Annotated in this window: 19 protein-coding genes and 1 pseudogene; 11 read left to right on the forward strand and 9 right to left on the reverse strand. The window is 46.3% G+C overall.

What is annotated here, in order from left to right:
* The 3 genes from MC7420_RS11585 to MC7420_RS11595 all read right to left on the reverse strand — a co-directional run.
* Positions 1-924: XRE family transcriptional regulator (locus tag MC7420_RS11585; protein ID WP_044206631.1), on the reverse strand; the 924-nt coding region annotated here is incomplete at its 3' end.
* 20 nt (positions 925-944) lie between these two features.
* Positions 945-2,381 carry a 7-cyano-7-deazaguanine synthase gene (locus tag MC7420_RS11590; RefSeq protein ID WP_006100419.1) on the reverse strand — a complete coding sequence of 479 codons (1,437 nt, stop codon included), beginning with the start codon at positions 2,379-2,381 and terminating at the stop codon, positions 945-947.
* Complete coding sequence (locus tag MC7420_RS11595) at positions 2,378-3,004, reverse strand: hypothetical protein (RefSeq protein WP_044206634.1); 627 nt, start codon at positions 3,002-3,004, stop codon at positions 2,378-2,380. Before MC7420_RS11595 ends, MC7420_RS11590 begins: the two co-directional genes overlap by 4 nt.
* 243 nt (positions 3,005-3,247) lie before the next feature.
* Here MC7420_RS11595 and MC7420_RS11600 point away from each other — a divergent pair, with 243 nt between their 5' ends.
* Positions 3,248-3,649: a hypothetical protein gene (locus tag MC7420_RS11600; protein WP_006100667.1), complete on the forward strand. Its 402-nt coding sequence runs from the start codon at positions 3,248-3,250 to the stop codon at positions 3,647-3,649.
* A gap of 187 nt (positions 3,650-3,836) precedes the next feature.
* Here the strand turns inward: MC7420_RS11600 and MC7420_RS11605 are convergent, their stop codons facing one another.
* A complete protein-coding gene (locus tag MC7420_RS11605) occupies positions 3,837-4,703 on the reverse strand; it encodes a shikimate dehydrogenase (protein ID WP_006100557.1) in 867 nt (288 codons plus the stop codon).
* Positions 4,704-4,773: 70 nt separating this feature from the next.
* Here MC7420_RS11605 and MC7420_RS11610 point away from each other — a divergent pair, with 70 nt between their 5' ends.
* Both MC7420_RS11610 and MC7420_RS11620 read left to right on the forward strand, forming a co-directional pair.
* Positions 4,774-5,622, forward strand: a complete 849-nt coding sequence (locus MC7420_RS11610) for a hypothetical protein (RefSeq protein ID WP_006100683.1) — start codon at positions 4,774-4,776, stop codon at positions 5,620-5,622.
* 444 nt (positions 5,623-6,066) lie between these two features.
* A complete protein-coding gene (locus tag MC7420_RS11620; protein ID WP_006100549.1) occupies positions 6,067-6,672 on the forward strand; it encodes a hypothetical protein in 606 nt (201 codons plus the stop codon).
* A gap of 322 nt (positions 6,673-6,994) precedes the next feature.
* On the opposite strand, the gene MC7420_RS11625 is transcribed toward MC7420_RS11620, so the two are convergent.
* Positions 6,995-8,140, reverse strand: a complete 1,146-nt coding sequence (locus tag MC7420_RS11625) for a metal ABC transporter substrate-binding protein (protein ID WP_006100601.1) — start codon at positions 8,138-8,140, stop codon at positions 6,995-6,997.
* Positions 8,141-8,233: 93 nt separating this feature from the next.
* Here MC7420_RS11625 and MC7420_RS11630 point away from each other — a divergent pair, with 93 nt between their 5' ends.
* Positions 8,234-9,025: a metal ABC transporter ATP-binding protein gene (locus MC7420_RS11630; RefSeq protein WP_083798990.1), complete on the forward strand. Its 792-nt coding sequence runs from the start codon at positions 8,234-8,236 to the stop codon at positions 9,023-9,025.
* A 145-nt stretch (positions 9,026-9,170) separates the two neighbouring features.
* On the forward strand, positions 9,171-10,058 hold the full coding sequence (locus tag MC7420_RS11635) for a metal ABC transporter permease (protein ID WP_006100597.1): 888 nt from the start codon (positions 9,171-9,173) through the stop codon (positions 10,056-10,058).
* A gap of 208 nt (positions 10,059-10,266) precedes the next feature.
* Here the strand turns inward: MC7420_RS11635 and psbC are convergent, their stop codons facing one another.
* Positions 10,267-11,628 carry a photosystem II reaction center protein CP43 gene (psbC, locus tag MC7420_RS11640; RefSeq protein ID WP_083798991.1) on the reverse strand — a complete coding sequence of 454 codons (1,362 nt, stop codon included), beginning with the start codon at positions 11,626-11,628 and terminating at the stop codon, positions 10,267-10,269.
* A 7-nt stretch (positions 11,629-11,635) separates the two neighbouring features.
* Positions 11,636-12,694: a photosystem II D2 protein (photosystem q(a) protein) gene (gene psbD, locus MC7420_RS11645; protein WP_006100727.1), complete on the reverse strand. Its 1,059-nt coding sequence runs from the start codon at positions 12,692-12,694 to the stop codon at positions 11,636-11,638.
* A gap of 864 nt (positions 12,695-13,558) precedes the next feature.
* Between psbD and MC7420_RS39555 the strand changes: the two are divergent.
* The 4 genes and pseudogenes from MC7420_RS39555 to MC7420_RS11660 all read left to right on the forward strand — a co-directional run.
* Positions 13,559-13,735 (forward strand): annotated as a pseudogene (locus MC7420_RS39555) (hypothetical protein); the annotation flags it as partial.
* 14 nt (positions 13,736-13,749) lie between these two features.
* Positions 13,750-14,316: a photosystem I assembly protein Ycf4 gene (locus MC7420_RS11650; RefSeq protein ID WP_006100429.1), complete on the forward strand. Its 567-nt coding sequence runs from the start codon at positions 13,750-13,752 to the stop codon at positions 14,314-14,316.
* A 118-nt stretch (positions 14,317-14,434) separates the two neighbouring features.
* On the forward strand, positions 14,435-15,217 hold the full coding sequence (locus tag MC7420_RS11655; protein ID WP_006100712.1) for a peptidylprolyl isomerase: 783 nt from the start codon (positions 14,435-14,437) through the stop codon (positions 15,215-15,217).
* A gap of 156 nt (positions 15,218-15,373) precedes the next feature.
* Entirely contained in the window at positions 15,374-16,546 is a 1,173-nt protein-coding gene (locus MC7420_RS11660) for a beta-ketoacyl-ACP synthase (protein WP_006100412.1), read from the forward strand.
* Positions 16,547-16,638: 92 nt separating this feature from the next.
* On the opposite strand, the gene MC7420_RS11665 is transcribed toward MC7420_RS11660, so the two are convergent.
* Both MC7420_RS11665 and MC7420_RS11670 read right to left on the reverse strand, forming a co-directional pair.
* Positions 16,639-17,238, reverse strand: a complete 600-nt coding sequence (locus MC7420_RS11665; RefSeq protein WP_006100740.1) for a hypothetical protein — start codon at positions 17,236-17,238, stop codon at positions 16,639-16,641.
* Positions 17,239-17,852: 614 nt separating this feature from the next.
* Positions 17,853-18,026 (reverse strand): hypothetical protein, encoded by a 174-nt coding sequence (locus MC7420_RS11670; RefSeq protein ID WP_232231692.1) that lies wholly within the window; start codon positions 18,024-18,026, stop codon positions 17,853-17,855.
* Positions 18,027-18,498: 472 nt separating this feature from the next.
* Here MC7420_RS11670 and MC7420_RS11675 point away from each other — a divergent pair, with 472 nt between their 5' ends.
* Positions 18,499-19,041, forward strand: a complete 543-nt coding sequence (locus MC7420_RS11675; RefSeq protein WP_044206640.1) for a hypothetical protein — start codon at positions 18,499-18,501, stop codon at positions 19,039-19,041.
* Positions 19,042-19,230: 189 nt separating this feature from the next.
* Entirely contained in the window at positions 19,231-19,797 is a 567-nt protein-coding gene (locus MC7420_RS11680; RefSeq protein WP_006100398.1) for a Uma2 family endonuclease, read from the forward strand.
* The last annotated feature ends 181 nt before the right edge of the window (positions 19,798-19,978 follow it).

Raw genomic sequence — 19,978 nt, forward strand, 5'->3', positions numbered from 1 at the left:
TGTTCCAGATGGCAGAAGTTCCATTTCCTCTAACCGATAAATAAGTGCTTGTACGGATACGCCGTAGTAATGAGCCAACGTAAATAAATTGGTGGGAGTGAACTTACCATTAGCACGGTACATATCGTTAAACCGTTTAAGTAAGCCACTCGTCGGCATCAGAAAATATTTCGGGAATGCTTCTGCGAGTCGTTCACTTTCTGGCATTCTCTTGTACTGTCCCTCAAAATCAAGTACAGGCTTGCGTCGATGAGCAAGAAAATGAAGATATCCATGAGCTAATGACCAACGTCGCCGTTCTTCGGGGTGATGAGCATTAATTGCCATGCAGCCACCCCGTTGCTCGTCGTAACTATAGATTTCTGAGTATTTTGGTGGCATTTTTAAGTAAAAGATACGGAGTCCTACACTCTGCTCTAAGATGTCTCGAAGCAGAGGAATGGGACCATCTCCAAGACCGAGGCGTTGACGTTCTTCAACGGCAATACTCTCCGCCGCCCGCTCTATAGGCATACCACTCAGATGGTACTCGCGAGGATAGTTTCGCGGGAGTGGTGCATCCATAATTTCTTCAAGTTCCAGATAATTCTGGCACAACTCCTCTAGGAGTTGAATGACAGGTTCAATCTGTGACTCTTCCACTTGATTGCGTCGGTAGGCGGCTCGGAATTGAACCTCGAACGGTTGCGCCACGGGAGGTTGTCGCACAAAGTCGCTGACGGCTCGTCCGTAAGCACGGGCAAGTTTGATCAATTCATTGGGCTTAAGACGGCGCTCTCCTTTCTCAATCGCAACCATCGTTGTACGCGCTGCATCGATGACGTTAGCCGCATCCGCTTGGGTCATGCCACACTGATTACGCGCTTGTTGAAGGAGTTCTCCCAATCTCTGGGTATCAATTTTGTCAAGGATGTTGTTCGTCATGGCAAGAGTCCCTCAACTTTTTAGAGTGCCAGCGCTGAAGATGCTTGCTGGTTGCTATCTTGATCTAAAATCTCGGCGGCAATCCGGGATTCTACAGTATCCCATTCAGCAACGTAAGTTTGATAAAGCTTGATCAGACGGCTTTGCATATCAGCAGGCAATAAGTTTTCAGCCGCAGCACTTCGATCAACGATGTCGTCTAGTTGAAGAAACTCTCTAGTTAAAGCTTCCCATTGATCTGAGGCACTAAGCAGGCGACGGAAGGTACAGACCTGCACAAGCATATTACGTAGATGCAAGCTTGGATCTTTAGCTGGGCGGTTTCCATGAGGCACTACATAGCGAGTCCTGTCTTCTATTTTTGAAGCAGCCAGCGCCTGCTTCCTCAAAATACAAGAGGAACAGTATCCACACTGAATTGGTTGCTGAGGCTGACGGTGTGGACTGTCGCATGACTTAGTAAGTGGCGGTAGGTCGCTTCTGCCATCCTCAGCTAAAGCTCTACACATTTCAGCTTTAGTCCAAAAGAGGAACGGGTTACGCACCCGAAACTCTTCTCCAAAAAGCTCTGAAACAACATCGCTCACCATAAGTAAAGTCAGCGGATGAACAGAACGGGAGTGATCTAATCCCACAGCAGATGCGCGGTACGGAAGATTAATCGCACCGATTCCGTTCTCATACACATAAAGAACTCGCTGACCCATGAGATACGCATAAGCAGCACCCAGTAAGGTAAACACAATACCTCTGGCACGAGGAATCTTGTTTTTTTGATGTCGGCTGCTGTCAGAGAAACGAATGGGAACTCGGCAAAGATTGAGACGATCACGGAAGGAAGGCTGGAGTGCTTTAAATACGTGTTCTTGACGGGCGTAGACATTATTATTGCTGCCAGTTCCGAACAGCATGAATGATGCTGCATGATTTGTTTGAAGTCGGCTATAAAGACCTGCAAGAGCATCAAGACCACCACTCCATAGTGCTACTTCACACTCTTCTGGGTCATTCGGAAAAATCCGTTCCTCCTGTTCAACTATTCGCCCTGACGCAGTTCGTTTTTGGAAGTCAAAAGCCCATCGACTTCCAGTCGCCCACCTAAGCAGATTTTCTAGTTTTGCTTGAAATGATTTAGTGTTCAGCAATTCTGGATGACGTACTGGAAGCACTACACGAATGCGGCTTTGCTCTTGGCGCAAATGTTGGACAGCAAGGCGATCTGAAGCATGGATAGCAACAGCAAGGTCAATCAGATCGGCAATAACAGAGGGAAACCTTGGCTGAACCCTGTATCCAAACTCCTGATCATCGACAGTTAGTCCAAAGGTATTCTCCTTATTTCTGGAGTGATCGATAAAGTGAACACATCCATTGCTATTGAGTACTGGACTAAAGCGCAACGTATAATCGCTATCGTGGGTGTAGTGCTTCTTCATCATGTCTAACCCCCAGTTCATAGGAGATCCTCATCCAGGTCTACTGGCTTCAATCCTTTGCGTTGCGGCAATCGCAGGTTTGCTACACTTTGATCTTCAGTTGCCTTTTTAGCCCATTTGCTTATTGCAGTAAGAATGTCTGGAGCAATTTCCTCAGTACGCCTGTTAAGGGTCACTTCGTCAATCCCAGCGTAATGTTCAGAGGTTAGCGGAGTACGTTGTTTAAATTCCGATTCGTACACTTCATACATATACCGCTTTACGATTGCCTCTGTAGTATTGTCAGTATCTATGTCTGGCCCATATCTGAGATCGTGAAGAACACTTCTAGCAGCACGAAGAGTAAGTTCCTTGAGGTCAGGTCGTCCATAGACTTGTCCAGCTAAGGTATCAAACTCAGTACTTAAAGCAGCCCAATCCACAGAGCTATTTTCACTAGCATCGTTTATTACTCGTTCCAAGCTTTCTCCCATGCGCTTAGCGAGGCTGATAGCAAGATCGCCTTTTCTCATTAGGTCTCGTTTGAGTGCTTCCATCGCAACCCGACCGCATTCTGTTGTATTGGCTTTTCCTTCACAAAGCCATCGGTACAGCTTCTGGTAGATTCGTGGGAGCTTACTGTGAACAATGTCTCCGTCGGGCATGGGCAAATCTCCAAAGCTTAAAGCTTGGTTCTATGATGAAGTTAGCTCATTCATCTGACAATGTCAACTATGAAAACGCATTTTGAGATTTTGATGTCAGGTAAGGGCGGTAGCCAAGCAACAAAATCGTCCCATAAGAGCTAACTGGGGATAGACGCACGATCGCGATCGCTCTTTCAAGGCATTCACAATATAATGATGGGCAGCAAGACCCTTACTTGAGTCGGAGACAATAGCAGAGATATGAGTGAAGCTGTTTTAAATGAGAGAGAAGCAACTAAAACTCATATTGTGCATTTGTTAGATGAGATAAAAATAGCCTATCAGAATATTCAAAGAGAGCGAAAAGAAATTGTGGCTAATTTTCGTCCATCTAATGAAGAGTTTTCCCTGTTAGAGGAAATTGAACTGTTAACGGTCACTCTCCGGGGCTATGCCAATCAAATTCAGGCACAAGGGTGGATTATAAATGAAACCCAGGCAATGGAGCAATTGCGAGAAATACGAGTTTTTAGAATACCTGTTATCGTCCAGTTTTACTTTGGCAGTAATGGCAAGTATGAGCAAATAAAGGGTTATATTAGAATGTTGGATTACTTGCGTTTACTGATGCTGGAATATTTGCAGTATGAGCAGGTCAATTAAAATTTCGGCAAAGTTTATCAACGTTGACTCCTATTCTATGCACCTATGTTCAGGACGGGTTTATTCAATTGAGGTCTTTTAAATTGCTCCCCTCTCCTTGCAGGAGAGGGGTTGGGGGAGAGGTCATCTTTAGCTGTTTGTAGTAAACGATGCGAACACTTGAGGCGAAGACAGCGCAACTACGAGCCTACAAACCTAATTTCTGCTGTAAGGATTCTCGCATAATCTCAACAGGTGGTGTTTGTCCTAACCAAATCTGTAACGCGGCTGCACCTTGTTGGACTAACATTTCTAAGCCGTCAATGGGATTCGCGCCTTGTTGTTTGGCTTGTTGTAGAAATTTTGTGGGATTGGGGGTGTAAATTAAATCATAGGCGATCGCACCTTTGGGTAATCTCTGTATTATTTCTTCATCGATAGGAGATTCATTGACATGAGGAGACATCCCCACAGGCGTTGTATTCACCAGTAAATCGGCTTGTTGTAGTAATTGTGGCATTTCCTCCCAGGGATAAGCCTGTAGAATCTTAGACAAGGGAGTATTTGCCCAACTTTGCTGAAACTGACTTAACTTATAGGGATTACGACCCACAACCCAAATCTCTGGACACCCTAATTGCATACATCCCACGACAACAGCGCGTGCTGCACCACCATAGCCTAATACTACCGCCTTGGTGTGATGCCAATCTCGCTGATATTGGTTCAAGGGGGCGATAAACCCTAAGACATCGGTATTTGTCCCACTCCACCCTTTATCAGTACGCCAAACGGTGTTCACGGCACCCACCAGTTGGGCGATATCGGATACCTCGGCTAAGAGGGGGATAATGGCTTGCTTATGGGGAATCGTGATATTAAAGCCTTGCAACCCTATCGCCGCAAACCCCGCCACGGCGACATCTAAATCCTCTGGTTTGACGGGGAGAGGGAGATAGACATAATCCACACCCAACTGTGCGATCGCGCGATTGTGCATAATTGGTGATAGAGAATGCTCCACCGGATGACCAATTACGCCTAAGAGTTTGGTTGTCCCTGTAATCTGTTGCATTGTGCTATTTTAGCAAGGCATGGGATGAGCTGAATCCCTAATGAATCGCTCAATTCAATAATTTTCTGATATGCTGCGAAAATTTATTATCCTTTTCATGTCTTTGGCATTGTGTCTAACCACCCTCGCTTGTGGTTCGCCTTCTGTCGCCCAAAGCCCCAATCAGACGGTCAATGTTACCTCAAATGCCAAGCGGTTCAGTGATGGGAAATATCCCGTTCAACAAGCCACTTATGATGATGTCAGTGGTGAATATAGCGTGATGTTGCTAAATACACCACCTGGTACACCCCCTGTCTTGCGTAGTCCCGATTTGCGCTTAGCCCGTCTAACCGATGAGGAACTAGCGACAGGTGAAAAGACTTATTTGCAAATCGAAAATGGTCAAGCCGATATGCACTTAAGTGAAGACTTTCGGATTGAATATGTCCATAATGTTACCGAAACTCAAACCAATCCGCAAACGGGTCAACCGGAAACCGTAATCGTGCGGCGGGAATCCAATTTCTGGACACCATTTGCAGGCGCTATGGCGGGTCAAGCTTTAGGGAGTTTATTATTTCGACCCAGCTACTATGTACCGCCGATTTATCACGGTGGAATTATGACCGGATATGGTGGATATGGAAGCACCTACTCTCAAGCGGTAGACCAATATCAAGCCCGTCATAATCAACCGCCACCTGCCGTAAAAAATCGTCAAACATTCCGCAGTACCGGTCAATTAAGACGCTCATCGAATACATCACCAACGGCTCGTAAAAATCGCCAAAAAGCTAATCGGGCAACAGGTTCAGGTTTCGGTTCTAGTAATTTGCGCCGTTCTAATAAATCCAGTTCGACACGGATGAATCGTTCCGGTAGTTTTGGTAGCAGTTTTGGCAGCAGTCGGCGTTCGATGGGAAGAAGACGGCGTTAGTTATTTGTCATTGGTCATTTGTCATTGGTCATTTGTCATTGGTCATTTGTCATGTGTAGGGGCGGGTTTAGGGAATCAATCGTAGGGGCGGGTTTAGGGAATCAATCGTAGGGGCGGGTTTAGGGAATCAATCGTAGGGGCGGGTTTAGGGAATCAATTCAGCTAGTCACCAATAACGAAACAACAAAACCCGCCCTCCTCACCAATAACGAAACAACAAAACCCGCCCTCCTCACCAATAACGAAACAACAAAACCCGCCCTCCTCACCAATAACGAAACAACAAAACCCGCCCTCCTCACCACTAACGAAACAACAAAACCCGCCCTCCTCACCACTAACGAAACAACAAAACCCGCCCTCCTCACCACTAACGAAACAACAAAACCCGCCCTTGCTCACCAATAGCTGAACCACAAAACCTGTCCTTATCACTATTCAGCTATGCCCTACAGTCAATTTACTACTATTGGTAAAGTCAAAGAAGCGTTTAATTTAACCACAGCCGAAGGGATTCACTTTTTACCAGATATTGAACCCATTCAACCGTCCCCCACCCTGACATCCTTTTTAGAAGAAAGTTTACCTTTAGCAGCATCGGCTAGTGAAAAAGCGCGTTCGGAAGGCATTATTTACCCAGTTTTGCTGGAAGTTCGGCGCATCCTGCAACGACGGGTCAGCTTATTTTCGGGAGAGGATTTCACCGTTGATGAATCACTTGGACTTAATGGACGGTGTGATTTTCTATTGAGTCGTTCCGAGGAACTTCTAGAAATTGAAGCGCCAGTCTTGATTATTATCGAGGCAAAAAAAGCAGATTTGAGAACAGGATTTGGGCAATGTATTGCTGAAATGGTTGCAGCACAGCGATTTAATCAGGCAAAGCAAACACCTATTTCCACGATTTATGGGGCAGTTAGTAGTGGCACTCAATGGCGATTTCTGAAGCTAGAAAGACAAACCGTAACCATTGATTTAATTGATTATCCTCTGCCACCTGTGGAGCAAATTTTAGGGTTTTTGGTGTGGATGATACAGGAAGCTGGGTGAGGCACTATTGTAGAGACGCGCCATGGCGCGTCTCTACATAAATGATGTGTCCTAACCGCTATGGCGATTGCTATAAATTGGGAATGGGTAGCGAGCAAGATGCAAAACCTGCGGCATGGCTTCGCTAAACGCACTACAAAGATTTCGCCATTATTAACATTAAGCTTTAAATGCCGAACAGTTTATCCGGTCAAATTTTGTTGTTCAGTTACTGGTGAGGTAGGGCGGGTTTTGTTGTTCAGTTATTAATGACAAGCAAGTTTAGTGTCTAAACCCGCCCCTACATAAGACATAAGACATAAGACTATCTCCACCGTTAACATTAATTGCCCCCGTTTAAAAATGCTTGATAATCACCCCCTAACGCTTCGACAATAGTACGGGTATTGGTAATCAACATTTTCACATAAGTATCCGCTTTACTTCCAGGTGCGCCTAGGGAATCAGAATAGAGTTCGGATGGGGCTAATTTGACCCCTGCTTCTTCCGCAACGGTTTCAATTAAAGCAGGGTTAATCGTGGTTTCGGCAAAAATAGCGGGAACCCTAGCTTCTTTTACCGCATCGGATAGGGTTTTCACGGTTTGGGCGCTGGGTTGTTCTTCGGTGCTAATTCCGATTAGTGTGCCAATCACTTCTAATCCATAAGCTTGAGCATAATATTGAAAGGCGTCATGGGTGGTAACCAGTTTACGCTGATTCGCGGGGATGGTTTGAATTTGCTGAGTAATCCAGGTATCAACTTGTTCCAATTCAGCCGTGAGTTGGGCGGCGTTGGCGGTAAATTTGTCTTTGTCTTCCGGTGATAATTCAATTAAGCGATCGCGTATGGCATTCACCATTTTAATCCCATGCTCTGCATCTCCCCAAACATGAGGATCAGGTTCGGTTTCTCCTTGATATTCAAAGTCTAAGGGGGTGACAATTTCGCCAACAGCAAAGGTTTTGGCATTTACCCCCGCCGACTGCATCAGTTTAATCAGGGCGGGTTCTAAGTTATACCCGTTGTAGAGAATCAAATCGGCTTGTTCTAAGGCAATGGTATCAGCAGGTACGGGTTCGTAAACGTGTGGATCAGCACCAGGTTCCAGGATTCCGGTTAACTCGATCTCATCTCCCCCCACTTGTTCGGTCCAGTCGGCAATAATGGTACTGGTAGCGACAACGTTGGGTTTATCCTCAGCGTCAATCCCTTGGAGATTCGGATTTGTCGCCTCACAGCCACTCAGCCAAAGTCCCAGCATCACCCCAGCTAGTGCAAATATGCCACCGTTGTAGGTTGGGTTTCGACTTTGCTCAACCCAACGTCGATGAGGTAGTCTGTCGGATTTCGCGATCGCTCTACCTAACCGACGTGAACTCGCCATGGCGTGTCTGTACAAGGGGGTAACGTTATCAGTCAAACCCGCCCCTACACCTGTACACCCCTGTAACTGAGTTCTACCCTGCGAGTGAGTTATTCCGGTCATCAAGTTTATATAGTGGTTTTCATATTGTTTTCATTTTTAAATGTACAATATTCTCATAATTGTTTCATTTTCCCCAATCTGCCCGGTTTAATCATGTCAACGCTTATCTTTAAAAGAAACGACTCCAACCCCCAAAGCCCCACGATTACCCACCAGGAACCCATAAGGATTGGACACCTTAGCGTGCAGTACCGTTTTGTGGAGGCGCTCAAGGATATCACCTGTCAGATTCAACCGGGGCGACTGACGGGAATTATTGGTCCCAATGGCGCGGGGAAAAGTACGCTGATGAAAGCGATGCTGGGGTTAGTGCAGACAAGCTGTGGTACGGCGATGTATAAGGGGAAACCCTTGATCGATCAGTTAGATAGGATAGCGTATGTACCCCAGCGATCGCAGATTGATTGGACATACCCAGCAACCGTGTGGGATGTGGTATTGATGGGGCGGATACGCAAGACAGGATGGTTTCGACGTTTCTCCACCGTATCCCGGCGCATCGCCGCCCAGTCATTAGCGCGGGTAGGGATGAGTGACTTTCGCGATCGCCCGATTGGACAATTATCGGGGGGACAACAACAGCGCGTCTTTCTCGCCAAAGCGTTAGCGGAAGAAGCGGATATTTTCTGTTTTGATGAACCCATGGCGGGAATTGATAAAAAAACCGAAGCCATTATTTTTGAGATTCTCCACGAATTAGCCGATTCTGGGAAAACCGTGTTAGTGGTTCACCATGATTTAGGGGAAGCGATTACCAATTTTGATGATTTAATTTTATTGAATCGGGAATTAATCGCCTCAGGTTCCCGCCCACAAGTCATGCAGGCAAATAACATACAACGGGCGTATGGAGGTCAAGTCGTATTTTTCTCAGACGCCGCTTAATGTTTGAATTGTGTAGGGGCGGGTTTAGGGATTAAAATTGATTGTTTTTGTTAACGTTTCGACAAAACCCGCCCTGGCTAACGTTTGAGATATTTAACATAAGACCAATGACATAAGACCAATGACATAAGACCAATGACAAATCATGCTTGACCTTTTAATTGAACCCCTACAATACAGCTTTATGCAGCGATCGCTAATGACAGCCGTCTTAGTGGGAATCGTCTGCGCTTCAGTGGGAAGCTACCTGATGGTACAACGCCTCGCCTTACTCGGTGATGCGATTAGTCATTCCGTATTACCGGGATTAGCGATCGCTTATATCGTGGGGGTGGATATCTTTCTGGGGGCGTTCTTGGCAGGTATTGTCAGTACCATTGTGATTACCTGGATCAGAACGCGATCGCAGATTAAAGAAGATGCGGCGATGGGGATTGTTTTTTCCGCCTTCTTTGCCCTTGGTATTACCTTAATTACAGTTATTCAAAAAGACAATAAGATTGACCTAAATCACTTTTTATTTGGCAATATCCTCAGCGTTACCGGGGAGGAAGTGATCAATACAGCCATAATTACCGCCATTGTCCTCGCCATTGTTCTGTTGCTGTATAAAGAATTAATGTATTATACCTTTGACCCCGTAGGCGCAAAAGCAGCAGGATTACCGACAAATTTACTCAACTTTGGCTTAATGATTTTAATTGCTTTAACCATCGTCGCCAGTCTCAAAGCGGTTGGGGTGATTCTAGTCTTAGCCATGCTAATTACCCCAGGGGCGACGGCGTATTTATTGGTGACAAGGTTACACCAGATGATGCTTTTAGGGTCAGGAATTGGCGTTGTTGCCAGTATTAGTGGGATGTATTTGAGCTATTTTTTCAACTTGCCATCGGGTCCGGCTATTGTGTTAGTCACCTTTGGATTTTTTATGCTGGCATTTTTGTTTAGTCCCAGTCAGGGTGTTTTGACTCATCCCAGAGTTCAATCTAATCAGTCACAGATTTGGCGGGAAATTAAGGGATTATTAAGATGAAATGAGTCACGCTTTAGTATCAGCCCTCAACTAAAGTTGGGGCTAAAAGCTTAAACCCGTTTTAACGGGTTCTAAAGGGCGAAGGTTTGTTCAACCAGAGCATTGCTATTTTCAGCATCTACACAGCACGACACATAAAAAAAAAGGCTCTTGCGTTTCAACAAGAGCCTTCAAGCCAATTAAGTTTCAGTGGATGAAATGAACCAATCTAGTTAAGATCACCCATAAACAATACTGGCTCACTCTCACGGTCAATACCTTTTTCAAATCCAGCAACCGCCGCACGAGCGCGACCTGCATGCCAGAGGTGACCGATCAAGAAGAAGAATCCTAAGATAAAGTGAGCCGCCGCCAACCATGCACGGGGATTAACATAGTTAAACCCGTTCATTTCCGTAATAATTCCACCAACGGAGTTGATCGAACCGTTCGGTGCATGGGTCATGTATTCAGCCGCACGGCGTAGTTGCCAAGGCTGAATATCATTTCTCAGCTTGTCTACATCCAGTCCGTTAGGACCACGTAGGGGTTCTAACCAAGGACCTTGGAAGTCCCAGAAGCGCATGGTTTCACCACCGAAGATGATTTCTCCAGTCGGAGAGCGCATCAGGTATTTACCTAGACCCGTAGGACCTTGCGCTGAAGCAATGTTTGCCCCTAACCGTTGGTCACGGGCTAAGAAGACGAAGGACTGAGCCTGAGATGCTTCCGCGTTAGTTGGACCATAAAATTCGCTGGGATAAGCGGTGTTATTGAACCAAACAAACGAAGCCGCGATAAAGCCCATCAGGGACAAAGCACCTAAGCTGTAGGAAAGATAAGCTTCTCCAGACCAGATAAAGGCGCGACGTGCCCAACCAAAAGGCTTGGTGAGAATGTGGAAGATACCGCCAGAAATACAGATCAGACCGATCCAAATATGTCCGCCGATAATATCTTCCATGTTGTTGACGCCGATGATCCAACCTTCTCCACCAAAGGGAGAGGTGGTTAGATAACCGAAGATAACAGCCGGGTTCAGTGTCGGGTTCGTAATGATCCGCACGTCACCACCGCCGGGTGCCCAACTATCATAAACACCACCGACAAACATGGCTTTGATTACGAGCAGTAAAGCACCTAGACCTAAAACAATCAGGTGGAACCCGATGATTGTGGTCATCTTGTTCTTATCTTTCCAGTCGTAACCAAAGAAGGCGGAATACTCTTCTAAGGTTTCTGGACCACGAACAGCGTGATAGATACCGCCGAGACCCAGAACGGCAGAGGAAATGATGTGCAGTACCCCAACGACAAAGTAGGGGAATGTGTCAATCACTTCACCACCGGGACCTACACCCCAACCTAGGGTAGCTAGGTGAGGTAAAAGAATTGCGCCCTGTTCATACATGGGCTTTTCGGGAATAAAGTGGGCAACTTCAAATAAAGTCATTGCCCCAGCCCAGAAGACAATTAGTCCAGCATGGGCAACATGAGCCCCCAGTAATTTACCGGAGAGGTTGATCAGACGGGCATTACCCGCCCACCAGGCAAAACCTGATGATTGTTGGTCGCGGTTTCCCGCCACCATGGAACTACTAGAGAGCGTTACCACGGGGTAGTACCTCCTCAGGGAATACAAACTTCTGATGTGGTTGGTCTTGAGGCGCCAGCCAAGCCCGGACACCTTCGTTAAGCAGAATGTTCTTGGTGTAGAATGTCTCAAATTCGGGGTCTTCTGCTGCCCGGATTTCCTGGGACACGAAGTCATACGCCCGCAGGTTTACCGCTAAGCCAATCACACCCACTGAACTCATCCACAAGCCTGTCACTGGGACAAACAGCATGAAGAAGTGCAGCCAGCGCTTGTTGGAAAAGGCAATCCCGAAAATCTGAGACCAGAAGCGGTTCGCCGTCACCATGGAGTAGGTTTCTTCGGCTTGGGTGGGGTTAAACGCCCGGAAGGTGTTTGACCCTTCACCGTCTTCAAACAAGGTGTTTTCTACGGTTGCACCGTGAATGGCACACAGCAGCGCTCCACCTAAGATACCTGCCACTCCCATCATGTGGAAGGGGTTCAGTGTCCAGTTGTGGAACCCTTGGAAGAACAGCAAGAAGCGGAAGATACCGGCGACGCCGAAGCTCGGAGCAAAGAACCAAGAGGATTGCCCCAAGGGATACATCAAGAATACGCTGACAAATACCGCGATCGGTCCACTGAAGGCAATGGCATTGTAGGGACGAATGCCCACGACGCGGGAAATTTCAAATTGCCGCAGCATGAAGCCAATTAAGCCAAATGCACCGTGCAGGGCGGTAAATGTCCAAAGCCCACCGATTTGACACCAACGGGTGAAGTCGCCTTGGGCTTCAGGTCCCCACAGTAACAGTAGGGAATGACCGAAGGTATCGGCGGGGGTGGAAACCGCCACAGTCAGGAAGTTACAGCCTTCCAAGTAGGAAGAGGCTAAACCGTGGGTATACCACGAGGTAACAAAAGTTGTACCGGTTAGCCAAGCTCCAACCGCCAAGTAGGCGCAGGGGAGCAGGAGTAGACCTGACCAACCGATGAATACAAAGCGATCGCGCTTTAGCCAGTCATCGAGTGCGTCAAACCATCCTCTTTGGCTGGGAGCGCGTCCGACAGCTATGGTCATCGTTTCAAATCCTCTTACATTAAGGGTTTACAAGGATTTTTCCCTTGACAGTTCCACAGCGATAGACTGGGAATTTTTTGACACTCTCCCTTCTTCTAGAAAGGAGATTCTATGGAAATTTCGTTCCATATATCCCGATCAACGGGTTCCCAGGCACACGACTCAAAGCCATAAAGGCATCGTGTTATTTCCTAACCCCTGTTAATTCAGGGTTGGGCGTTTCAAACCTTCGCGGCTTGGGTTTCGCCGAGTCCCGGCGTACCTTAACTGTGAGAAAGTCAGCCGACTTGACTAACTTTGCCTGAATACAGGGTGTGTCAAGCACCCTAGCGCTACCAGCTTATAATTTAACTGGCGTGGACTTAATTTTTCTTAAACTATCATATTTTTACACGAATCCTCGATTTTCGCTAGGGAGAGTAGGGGATTCAGTGCTTGAATACCATAATAGTCAAGGTTGGAAAATTTACAAATTGATACATCTGACTCAGAATTGCCCTTGAGCAGCACGAGGGGTCATCGGTTGGCTTAAGACTTATGAGCAGCTACCTGTTGGCTTTCAGCCCAAGTCTGTGACCCTATCCAGGACGGAACCAAAAATGGCATTGTAAATAATTCTCCAATGTACGTGACTTTATTTGCTATTATTTTCTATTGGGTCAAGCTAAGATGACATAAAATAACCGAAGCGGCTCTTGGGGGGGTGAACCATTGAACAATCTCTCCCTCAGGTGTACAAAGACCATTACCCATACATCACACCGGAATAATGGCATCGAAAAGAAACAAAAATTTGATCAAGCGCACAGCTAGGGTTTACCTGTCTGCTCGAGCTGCAACAGATGGGATAGACGAAACCGAAAAGGTGACAGGTTTAGGTGTGTTCATTGTGGCTACCTTGCCCATGCTGACCACAACGCGGCACACAACAGGCGAGCTTTTAGGCGTGGCGGGAGTTTATGGTCTCCGTTCCTACTTAAGTTCAAAAAGTTAAAGTTTTGGATAACCATAGTAATAGGCGGAGCGTATTGTAGAGAGTGAAGGAACAGGATAGTATGACAGCCACCCCAACCCAACAAGAGAACAAAATACTGCGTCAATCTGTTTTAGGCTCTCGGCGGTTAAGCAACTACTGGTGGGCGGTAGTCGCCTCAATCGGTGGTACAGGATTTCTTTTAGCCGGACTTTCCAGTTATTTTCAACGCGATCTCTTGCCTGTGGGCGATACCAGAGGTTTACAATTTATCCCTCAAGGCATCGCCATGAGCTTTTACGGGATTGCTGGCTTGCTCTTTGCCCTCTATCTCTGGCTGGTTATCCTTTGGGATGTTGGCGGCGGATACAATGAGTTCAACAAGGAAACCGGAATGGTAAAAGTTTTTCGCTGGGGCTTTCCAGGCAAAAACCGCAAAGTCGAGTTTAGCTGTCGCCTTCAAGATGTGCAATCGATTAAAGTTGAGATCAAAGAAGGGCTTAATCCCAACCGCACTCTCTACCTGCGCGTCAAAGATCGCCGGGAGGTTCCACTCACTCGTGTAGGACAGCCTTTGTCCCTATCGGAACTGGAAAACCAAGGTGCAGAACTGGCTCGTTTCCTCGCTGTCCCCCTAGAAGGCATGTAATCGGAAATCCCGTTTAACTATCTCCTTTTTGATAGAGAAAAGGCAGAGGGCAGAAGGCTCTAAGCCATAAGGCAGAATGATTAAGTAGCGTCAGCTACAAGAAGGTAGGTTAATAAATATGCAAGTAATCGTCCGGCGCTGGTTCCTGGTTGCGGTAGTAATTGTTGGCTTAAGTCTCGGAGCTTGTAGTCCGTCAAAGGTGACATCCCAAAACACGACGGATTCCTCAACAGCCGCAACAACAGGAACGTCGGTAGCTCAAGTCACTAATCCTCAAATTAGCAGCTTACCCCAATTAGAGGGAAAAGCGACCGTTGTTTTAACGGTTAAAGATTCTCCGATTACCATTGAGGTCGATGGCACAAATGCTCCCATTACAGCCGGGAATTTTGTCGATTTGGTCGAGCGGGGTTTTTATGACGGCTTAGTGTTTCATCGAGTCGTGCGTGAACCTCAACCCTTTGTGGTTCAGGGAGGTGATCCCCAAGGGAAAGACCCCAATGTTCCGGTAGAGCGTCTGGGAACCGGGAGTTTTACTGACCCGAAAACAGGACAGCCTCGTTACATTCCTTTAGAAATAAAGCCAAAGGATGCCGAGGCTCCCATCTATAGCAAAACGTTGGAGCAAGCTGGAATTTCTGCTCCTCCCCAGTTGCAGCATACTCGTGGTGCTGTGGCGATGGCACGCTCATCGATGCCAGATTCAGCCTCATCCCAGTTTTATATCGCACTATCGGATCTGCCTTTTCTAGATGGAAGTTATGCGGTGTTCGGCTATGTTAAAAATGGCATGGATGTGGTAGATACTATCCAAGTGGGCGATCGCATCGAGTCAGCCGAAGTCACCCAGGGACTGGAAAATCTGAAACGACCTGAGTCTGAGGCAGAAGCATCTCCCTAGTGCAGCTTGGTAAGGGAAGTTGAAGGAGCTGAGGTGTAGATGTGTAGGGGCGGGTTTTACAGATAACGTTTTGGAGACAACCAATAACTTAACGAAACCCGCCCTTCTAGAACCTCGGTTCGCTAATCGCAGCAAGTGAAGGGTCAAAATTTGGGTTTGCATTCGGTTGTTGTTACAGGAATTGGTCTAATCTCCGCATTAGGGGGTTTAGAACAGAGTTGGCAACGACTGCTTAATGGTGAGTCAGGGATTCGCTCTTACCAACCCTTTCCAGAATTACCTGTTCGACCCTTGGCGCTAATCAATTCCGTGCCAAGTTCATTAATGACGTTGACTCAGGTCGTCGTCGCCGATGCTCTGGCTGATGCCAATCTTCAGACACCGATGCCTAATTGTGGTGTGGTGGTTGGCTCTAGTCGTGGCTGTCAGGCATCTTGGGAAGAGTTGATCAGAGCCGCTTTTGAGCAGGGAAGTGGTGGCGTAGGGGAGCTATTCTCTAGTCACCATTCCTCCCGGCTGAAGCAAGAGACTTGGTTAGAAACATTGCCACATCAAGCCGCGATCGCAACAGCTCGTCAAATTGGCTCGATGGCACCTGTGTTGGCACCCATGGCAGCTTGTGCAACGGGAATTTGGGCGATCGCACGAGGGGTTGAACTGATCCAAATCGGTCAATGTCAACGGGTTATTGTCGGTGCGGTGGAAGCCCCGATTACCCGGTTAACCTTGGCAGGATTTGACAAAATGGGGGCTTTGGCAAAAACAGGGGCTTATCCCTTTGACCAACGACGAGAGGGTTTAGTGTTGGGTGAAGGGGCAGCGGTTTTGGTGTTGGAGTCAGCAGAATTAGCCTTAAGTCGTGGTGTGCCAATTTATGGACAAATCTTAGGCATGGGATTAAGTTGTGATGCATACCATTTTACTACGCCAAAGTCAAGTGGTAAGAGTGCGATAACCGCAATTCAGCAATGTTTAGCTCGAAGTCATCTTTCCCCAACTGAGATCGACTATATTCACGCTCATGGCACAGGGACTCGGTTAAACGACGAGAATGAAGCCCAGTTAATGGATGATTTGTTTACCCATAGAGTAGCGGTAAGTTCAACCAAGGGAGCCACGGGTCATACCTTAGGTGCATCGGGCGCGATCGGTGTCGCGTTTTGTTTGATGGCACTCAAGCATCAGATATTACCGCCTTGTGTAGGCTTGGGCAAACCCGCGTTTGATTTAGATTTGGTGACCCAAGCACGTCGGCACAAGGTTCGCCAGGTATTATGTTGGAGTTTTGGTTTTGGGGGTCAAAATGCAATCCTGGCTTTGCAGGCTTAAGCAAGATCCCCAACTTCTTGGAGAAGTCGGGGATCTGTCTGTTTACCTCACTTACTTGAAAAGCGCTGTAAATTTAAATGCATGACAGCTTATTAGTTTTGAGTGTGATTATCTGCAGTCAAGGACGTTGGGTTACTCATTTGCAGTGCCGTTTTCGTATCCATACCTGTCTTTTCCCAAATTGCCTCTAAGACAGAATTTTCATCCAGTTCCGCACTAATGTAAGTGGTATTTTCGCTAGCCACGATTGCCTGGGCTTGGGCGGCGATATCGGGATATTTTTGGAAGACGGCTTGGAGAACTTGATCTCGGCATTGGAAAAGTTCGTCATAGCCAAAAACGCGATCGCACTCCCAGAATTGAACCGCTAATTGGTGTCCGGCTAACGCTGATTTAACGGTGGCTAGAATCTCAGCATCCCCGTAGGCATTTTCGACGATAGGTGTCAGATCACGTATATCTTCGCCGTACTCTTTGGGATGAATATCACCTTCAATTTTGATTTGGATCACACGCAATTCCTCAAGCGCTGTTTCCAGAGGGGGTGGAATGACAGGGGATGAGGTTTTATTGGCGATTTTGTCCGAACGATTGGCATCCGTACTTTCCGAACGCACGGATAGTATACTCAGTAAACAGCTTACGAGTAGGGTAACTGTCATGAAGATCAGCGCTAATTTCTTAAATTGCATCTGTCAAACTATTAAAATAAATGGATTAGCAGCCCGCTTGAGTTTATTATTCCCAAGTCACTAGCCTAAAATCACCAAAGCCATTTTCAGGAAACGAGTTTTAATCGTGAGACTAAAGCCGGAAAGCTTGTTGGCTCAATCTTAACATTATGTTTGAGCATTATGGGGATTTAATTTTGGTGTTAATCTATCCGTGATCATTAAGTTGACAGGACTATCTTATAATCCTATTTTCAAAGCAAAGTCTTAAATGTTTTGGGGCTTCAATATATCTTAAAGTTTTCATGGTTTAACTTTGCATGGAAGATATATAAGATCTTAGACTAATCTCTTCAATCTTCGGCATACTGAGGAGTTGCTGAATAAGGATAGGGAACGGAAAGCGGTTGTCGTGCGAGCATCTGGCTCGCTATTTTGTCGGAGTTTTTATCTATCGAGGCTTATTTATTGCACTTTATGAACCTTTAATTGTCCTGAAACCCTTTCTTGTTAAGGGTTTCCAGTTTTTGCAGCAAGCTCTACTTAAGAAGAATGGCAGCAGGTATTCCTTACGGAGTATCCTTTTGAAAGATCGTAGCCTCTCTGCCAACAGGCTTATGCCTAAGGCATCAGGCTTATAAATGTGTGAAGCTGATACCCGCGATCGCGAGTTTTTTGATCACCATTGGTGCGAGTACAATTAACACCTTAAGCCACACAGGGGCAAACACCAGGCTAACCAATAGGCAAATCATGGCGGTAAACGCGGCGGCAAGCTGGACGATTTCTTCTGTCGTGTTAACAACCACACAAACTGCTGCGAAGGTGATTGTTAAGGTTATCAATAAAACCAAAAGCATAATAACTCACCAGGGTAGATTCGATTGAGCGATGGTTTGTGTTCCTGGGACTGATAAGACTTATGCCTGTCTCTCCACTCTCATTGTGACTGGCGACTGGGTTGTGATGCGAGGAACAATCAAACCTCCTCTCTTAACGACTACAAATTTTCAGATGGGAGTGTCAAGCGTTATCCAGGGTTTCACACAAGCTTCATCAAAGCTTCATGAAGACCTCATGAAGGCTTAATAATAGGATTAGGGGTAGCCAACCTCGAATGGCAACACTTGGCTAAGTCACATCGAATTTCATCCCCAAGTGAGTTGCGCGATTATCCCAGAGATGTTTTTGAACTGACGCATGGAAATAAGTCCTATAGGAGAGGTTGGCTCTAGCCACTTACTCTTACAATTTATGAAGAATTAACCCACAAAGCTATATATGATTCTCTCTACTGATATCCAGATTCCCTTTTCTCGTTCCATTGTTTTTGCGACCTACCGTGATAGGTTAATGGAGTTAATCCCCTATATGACGAATGTTCGGAGCATCGAGGTGAAGTCCCGTCATCAAGACAATGCATGTATTCACGCCGTCAACGAGTGGCACGGTGGTGGCGAGATTCCAGCTCCGGTTAGAACACTGTTGAGCAAAGATATGCTGAAGTGGACAGAATATAATACCTGGAATGAGTCAGATTATACTCTGGTATGGAGTATCAAGACTCATGCCTTTACCGAAGCTGTTCACTGCGCTGGCAAGAATCGCTTTTTGAATGATCATGGTCAGACGTTGATTGAAAGTCGCGGCGAAATCAGGATTGATCCTAAGCGGATTCAGGGAGTCCCACCGTTGTTAAAAAACAAGGTTGCATCAGTGGTTGAGGATTTTCTGAGCAAAAAAGTTGAACCTAACCTGCTACAGATGAGTGAGGGAGTACGTCAATACCTAGACCAACAAACCATTAAATACAAACTTGCTTAAAGCGGCTTTATGGTTTGACATACAGGTTCGTAGTAAGGGCTTTAGCCTTATTCCACCATTTTAGCTGTGTCACGCCGCCATCGTGGGTTAGGTGTATGCCTTCGTCTAAGGGCGAAGAACCCGTGTCCCTGAGGTACGATACTATCGTGTCCTGATATAGCTGATTGGGAAGGAGGCGATCGCACAACGATGACAACCACGCTAAATCAAACCATTACCTTAACCGAATTCCTCAACCTGCCAGAGACAAAACCTGCCAGTGAATTTATCAATGGTCGCATCTATCAAAAACCAATGCCCCAAGGCAAACACTCCCGGCTACAGCTTAAACTTTGCAACACGATAAACCAAGTCGCTGAAGCTTCGCAAATTGCTCTAGCTTTTCCAGAACTGCGTTGCACGTTTGGCGGACGTTCAATTGTACCTGATGTTACCGTCTTTCAATGGGAACGAATCCCCGTTGACGCTGACGGTGAAATAGAGAATGTATTCGCGCTTCATCCCGATTGGACAATTGAAATTCTCTCTCCCGATCAGAATGCGACTAAGGTGATCAGAAATATTCTCCATTGTCTAAGACACGGCACTCAGTTAGGATGGTTTATTGACCCGGATGAGCGCTTAATTCTTGTATTTCTACCGGGACAACAACCCTTGGAAATGACAGGTGATGATCCGTTACCTGTACCGGAGTTTTTGGAATTAAATCTAAGCGTTGCCCAGGTATTTAGTTGGTTAAAGGCAGGCAAATATTGAAACGACCGCAATTGATATAGCCATTGTGTATTATTTTACTCATCTTTTGGTAAAAACAAGGTAAGCTGTTCGGCATTTAAACCTTAATATCAATAACGGCGAAAGCCTTGTAGTGCGAGCATCTTGCTCGCTACTAATACCCAATTTAAATGCATGACAGCTTAATTATTCTAAATGCAAT

The sequence above is a fragment of the Coleofasciculus chthonoplastes PCC 7420 genome (assembly GCF_000155555.1).
In the GTDB taxonomy this organism is placed as follows: domain Bacteria; phylum Cyanobacteriota; class Cyanobacteriia; order Cyanobacteriales; family Coleofasciculaceae; genus Coleofasciculus; species Coleofasciculus chthonoplastes_A.

What these genes read in the sequence shown, in the direction of transcription:
- MC7420_RS11590 (WP_006100419.1), bottom strand. Translation starts at nt 2,381, where the DNA reads ATGAACTGGGGGTTAGACATGATGAAGAAGCACTACACCCACGATAGC.
- MC7420_RS11595 (WP_044206634.1), bottom strand. Translation starts at nt 3,004, where the DNA reads ATGCCCGACGGAGACATTGTTCACAGTAAGCTCCCACGAATCTACCAG.
- MC7420_RS11600 (WP_006100667.1), top strand. Translation starts at nt 3,248, where the DNA reads ATGAGTGAAGCTGTTTTAAATGAGAGAGAAGCAACTAAAACTCATATT.
- MC7420_RS11605 (WP_006100557.1), bottom strand. Translation starts at nt 4,703, where the DNA reads ATGCAACAGATTACAGGGACAACCAAACTCTTAGGCGTAATTGGTCAT.
- MC7420_RS11610 (WP_006100683.1), top strand. Translation starts at nt 4,774, where the DNA reads ATGCTGCGAAAATTTATTATCCTTTTCATGTCTTTGGCATTGTGTCTA.
- MC7420_RS11620 (WP_006100549.1), top strand. Translation starts at nt 6,067, where the DNA reads ATGCCCTACAGTCAATTTACTACTATTGGTAAAGTCAAAGAAGCGTTT.
- MC7420_RS11625 (WP_006100601.1), bottom strand. Translation starts at nt 8,140, where the DNA reads ATGACCGGAATAACTCACTCGCAGGGTAGAACTCAGTTACAGGGGTGT.
- MC7420_RS11630 (WP_083798990.1), top strand. Translation starts at nt 8,234, where the DNA reads ATGTCAACGCTTATCTTTAAAAGAAACGACTCCAACCCCCAAAGCCCC.
- MC7420_RS11635 (WP_006100597.1), top strand. Translation starts at nt 9,171, where the DNA reads ATGCTTGACCTTTTAATTGAACCCCTACAATACAGCTTTATGCAGCGA.
- psbC (WP_083798991.1), bottom strand. Translation starts at nt 11,628, where the DNA reads ATGGTGGCGGGAAACCGCGACCAACAATCATCAGGTTTTGCCTGGTGG.
- psbD (WP_006100727.1), bottom strand. Translation starts at nt 12,694, where the DNA reads ATGACCATAGCTGTCGGACGCGCTCCCAGCCAAAGAGGATGGTTTGAC.
- MC7420_RS11650 (WP_006100429.1), top strand. Translation starts at nt 13,750, where the DNA reads ATGACAGCCACCCCAACCCAACAAGAGAACAAAATACTGCGTCAATCT.
- MC7420_RS11655 (WP_006100712.1), top strand. Translation starts at nt 14,435, where the DNA reads ATGCAAGTAATCGTCCGGCGCTGGTTCCTGGTTGCGGTAGTAATTGTT.
- MC7420_RS11665 (WP_006100740.1), bottom strand. Translation starts at nt 17,238, where the DNA reads ATGCAATTTAAGAAATTAGCGCTGATCTTCATGACAGTTACCCTACTC.
- MC7420_RS11675 (WP_044206640.1), top strand. Translation starts at nt 18,499, where the DNA reads ATGATTCTCTCTACTGATATCCAGATTCCCTTTTCTCGTTCCATTGTT.
- MC7420_RS11680 (WP_006100398.1), top strand. Translation starts at nt 19,231, where the DNA reads ATGACAACCACGCTAAATCAAACCATTACCTTAACCGAATTCCTCAAC.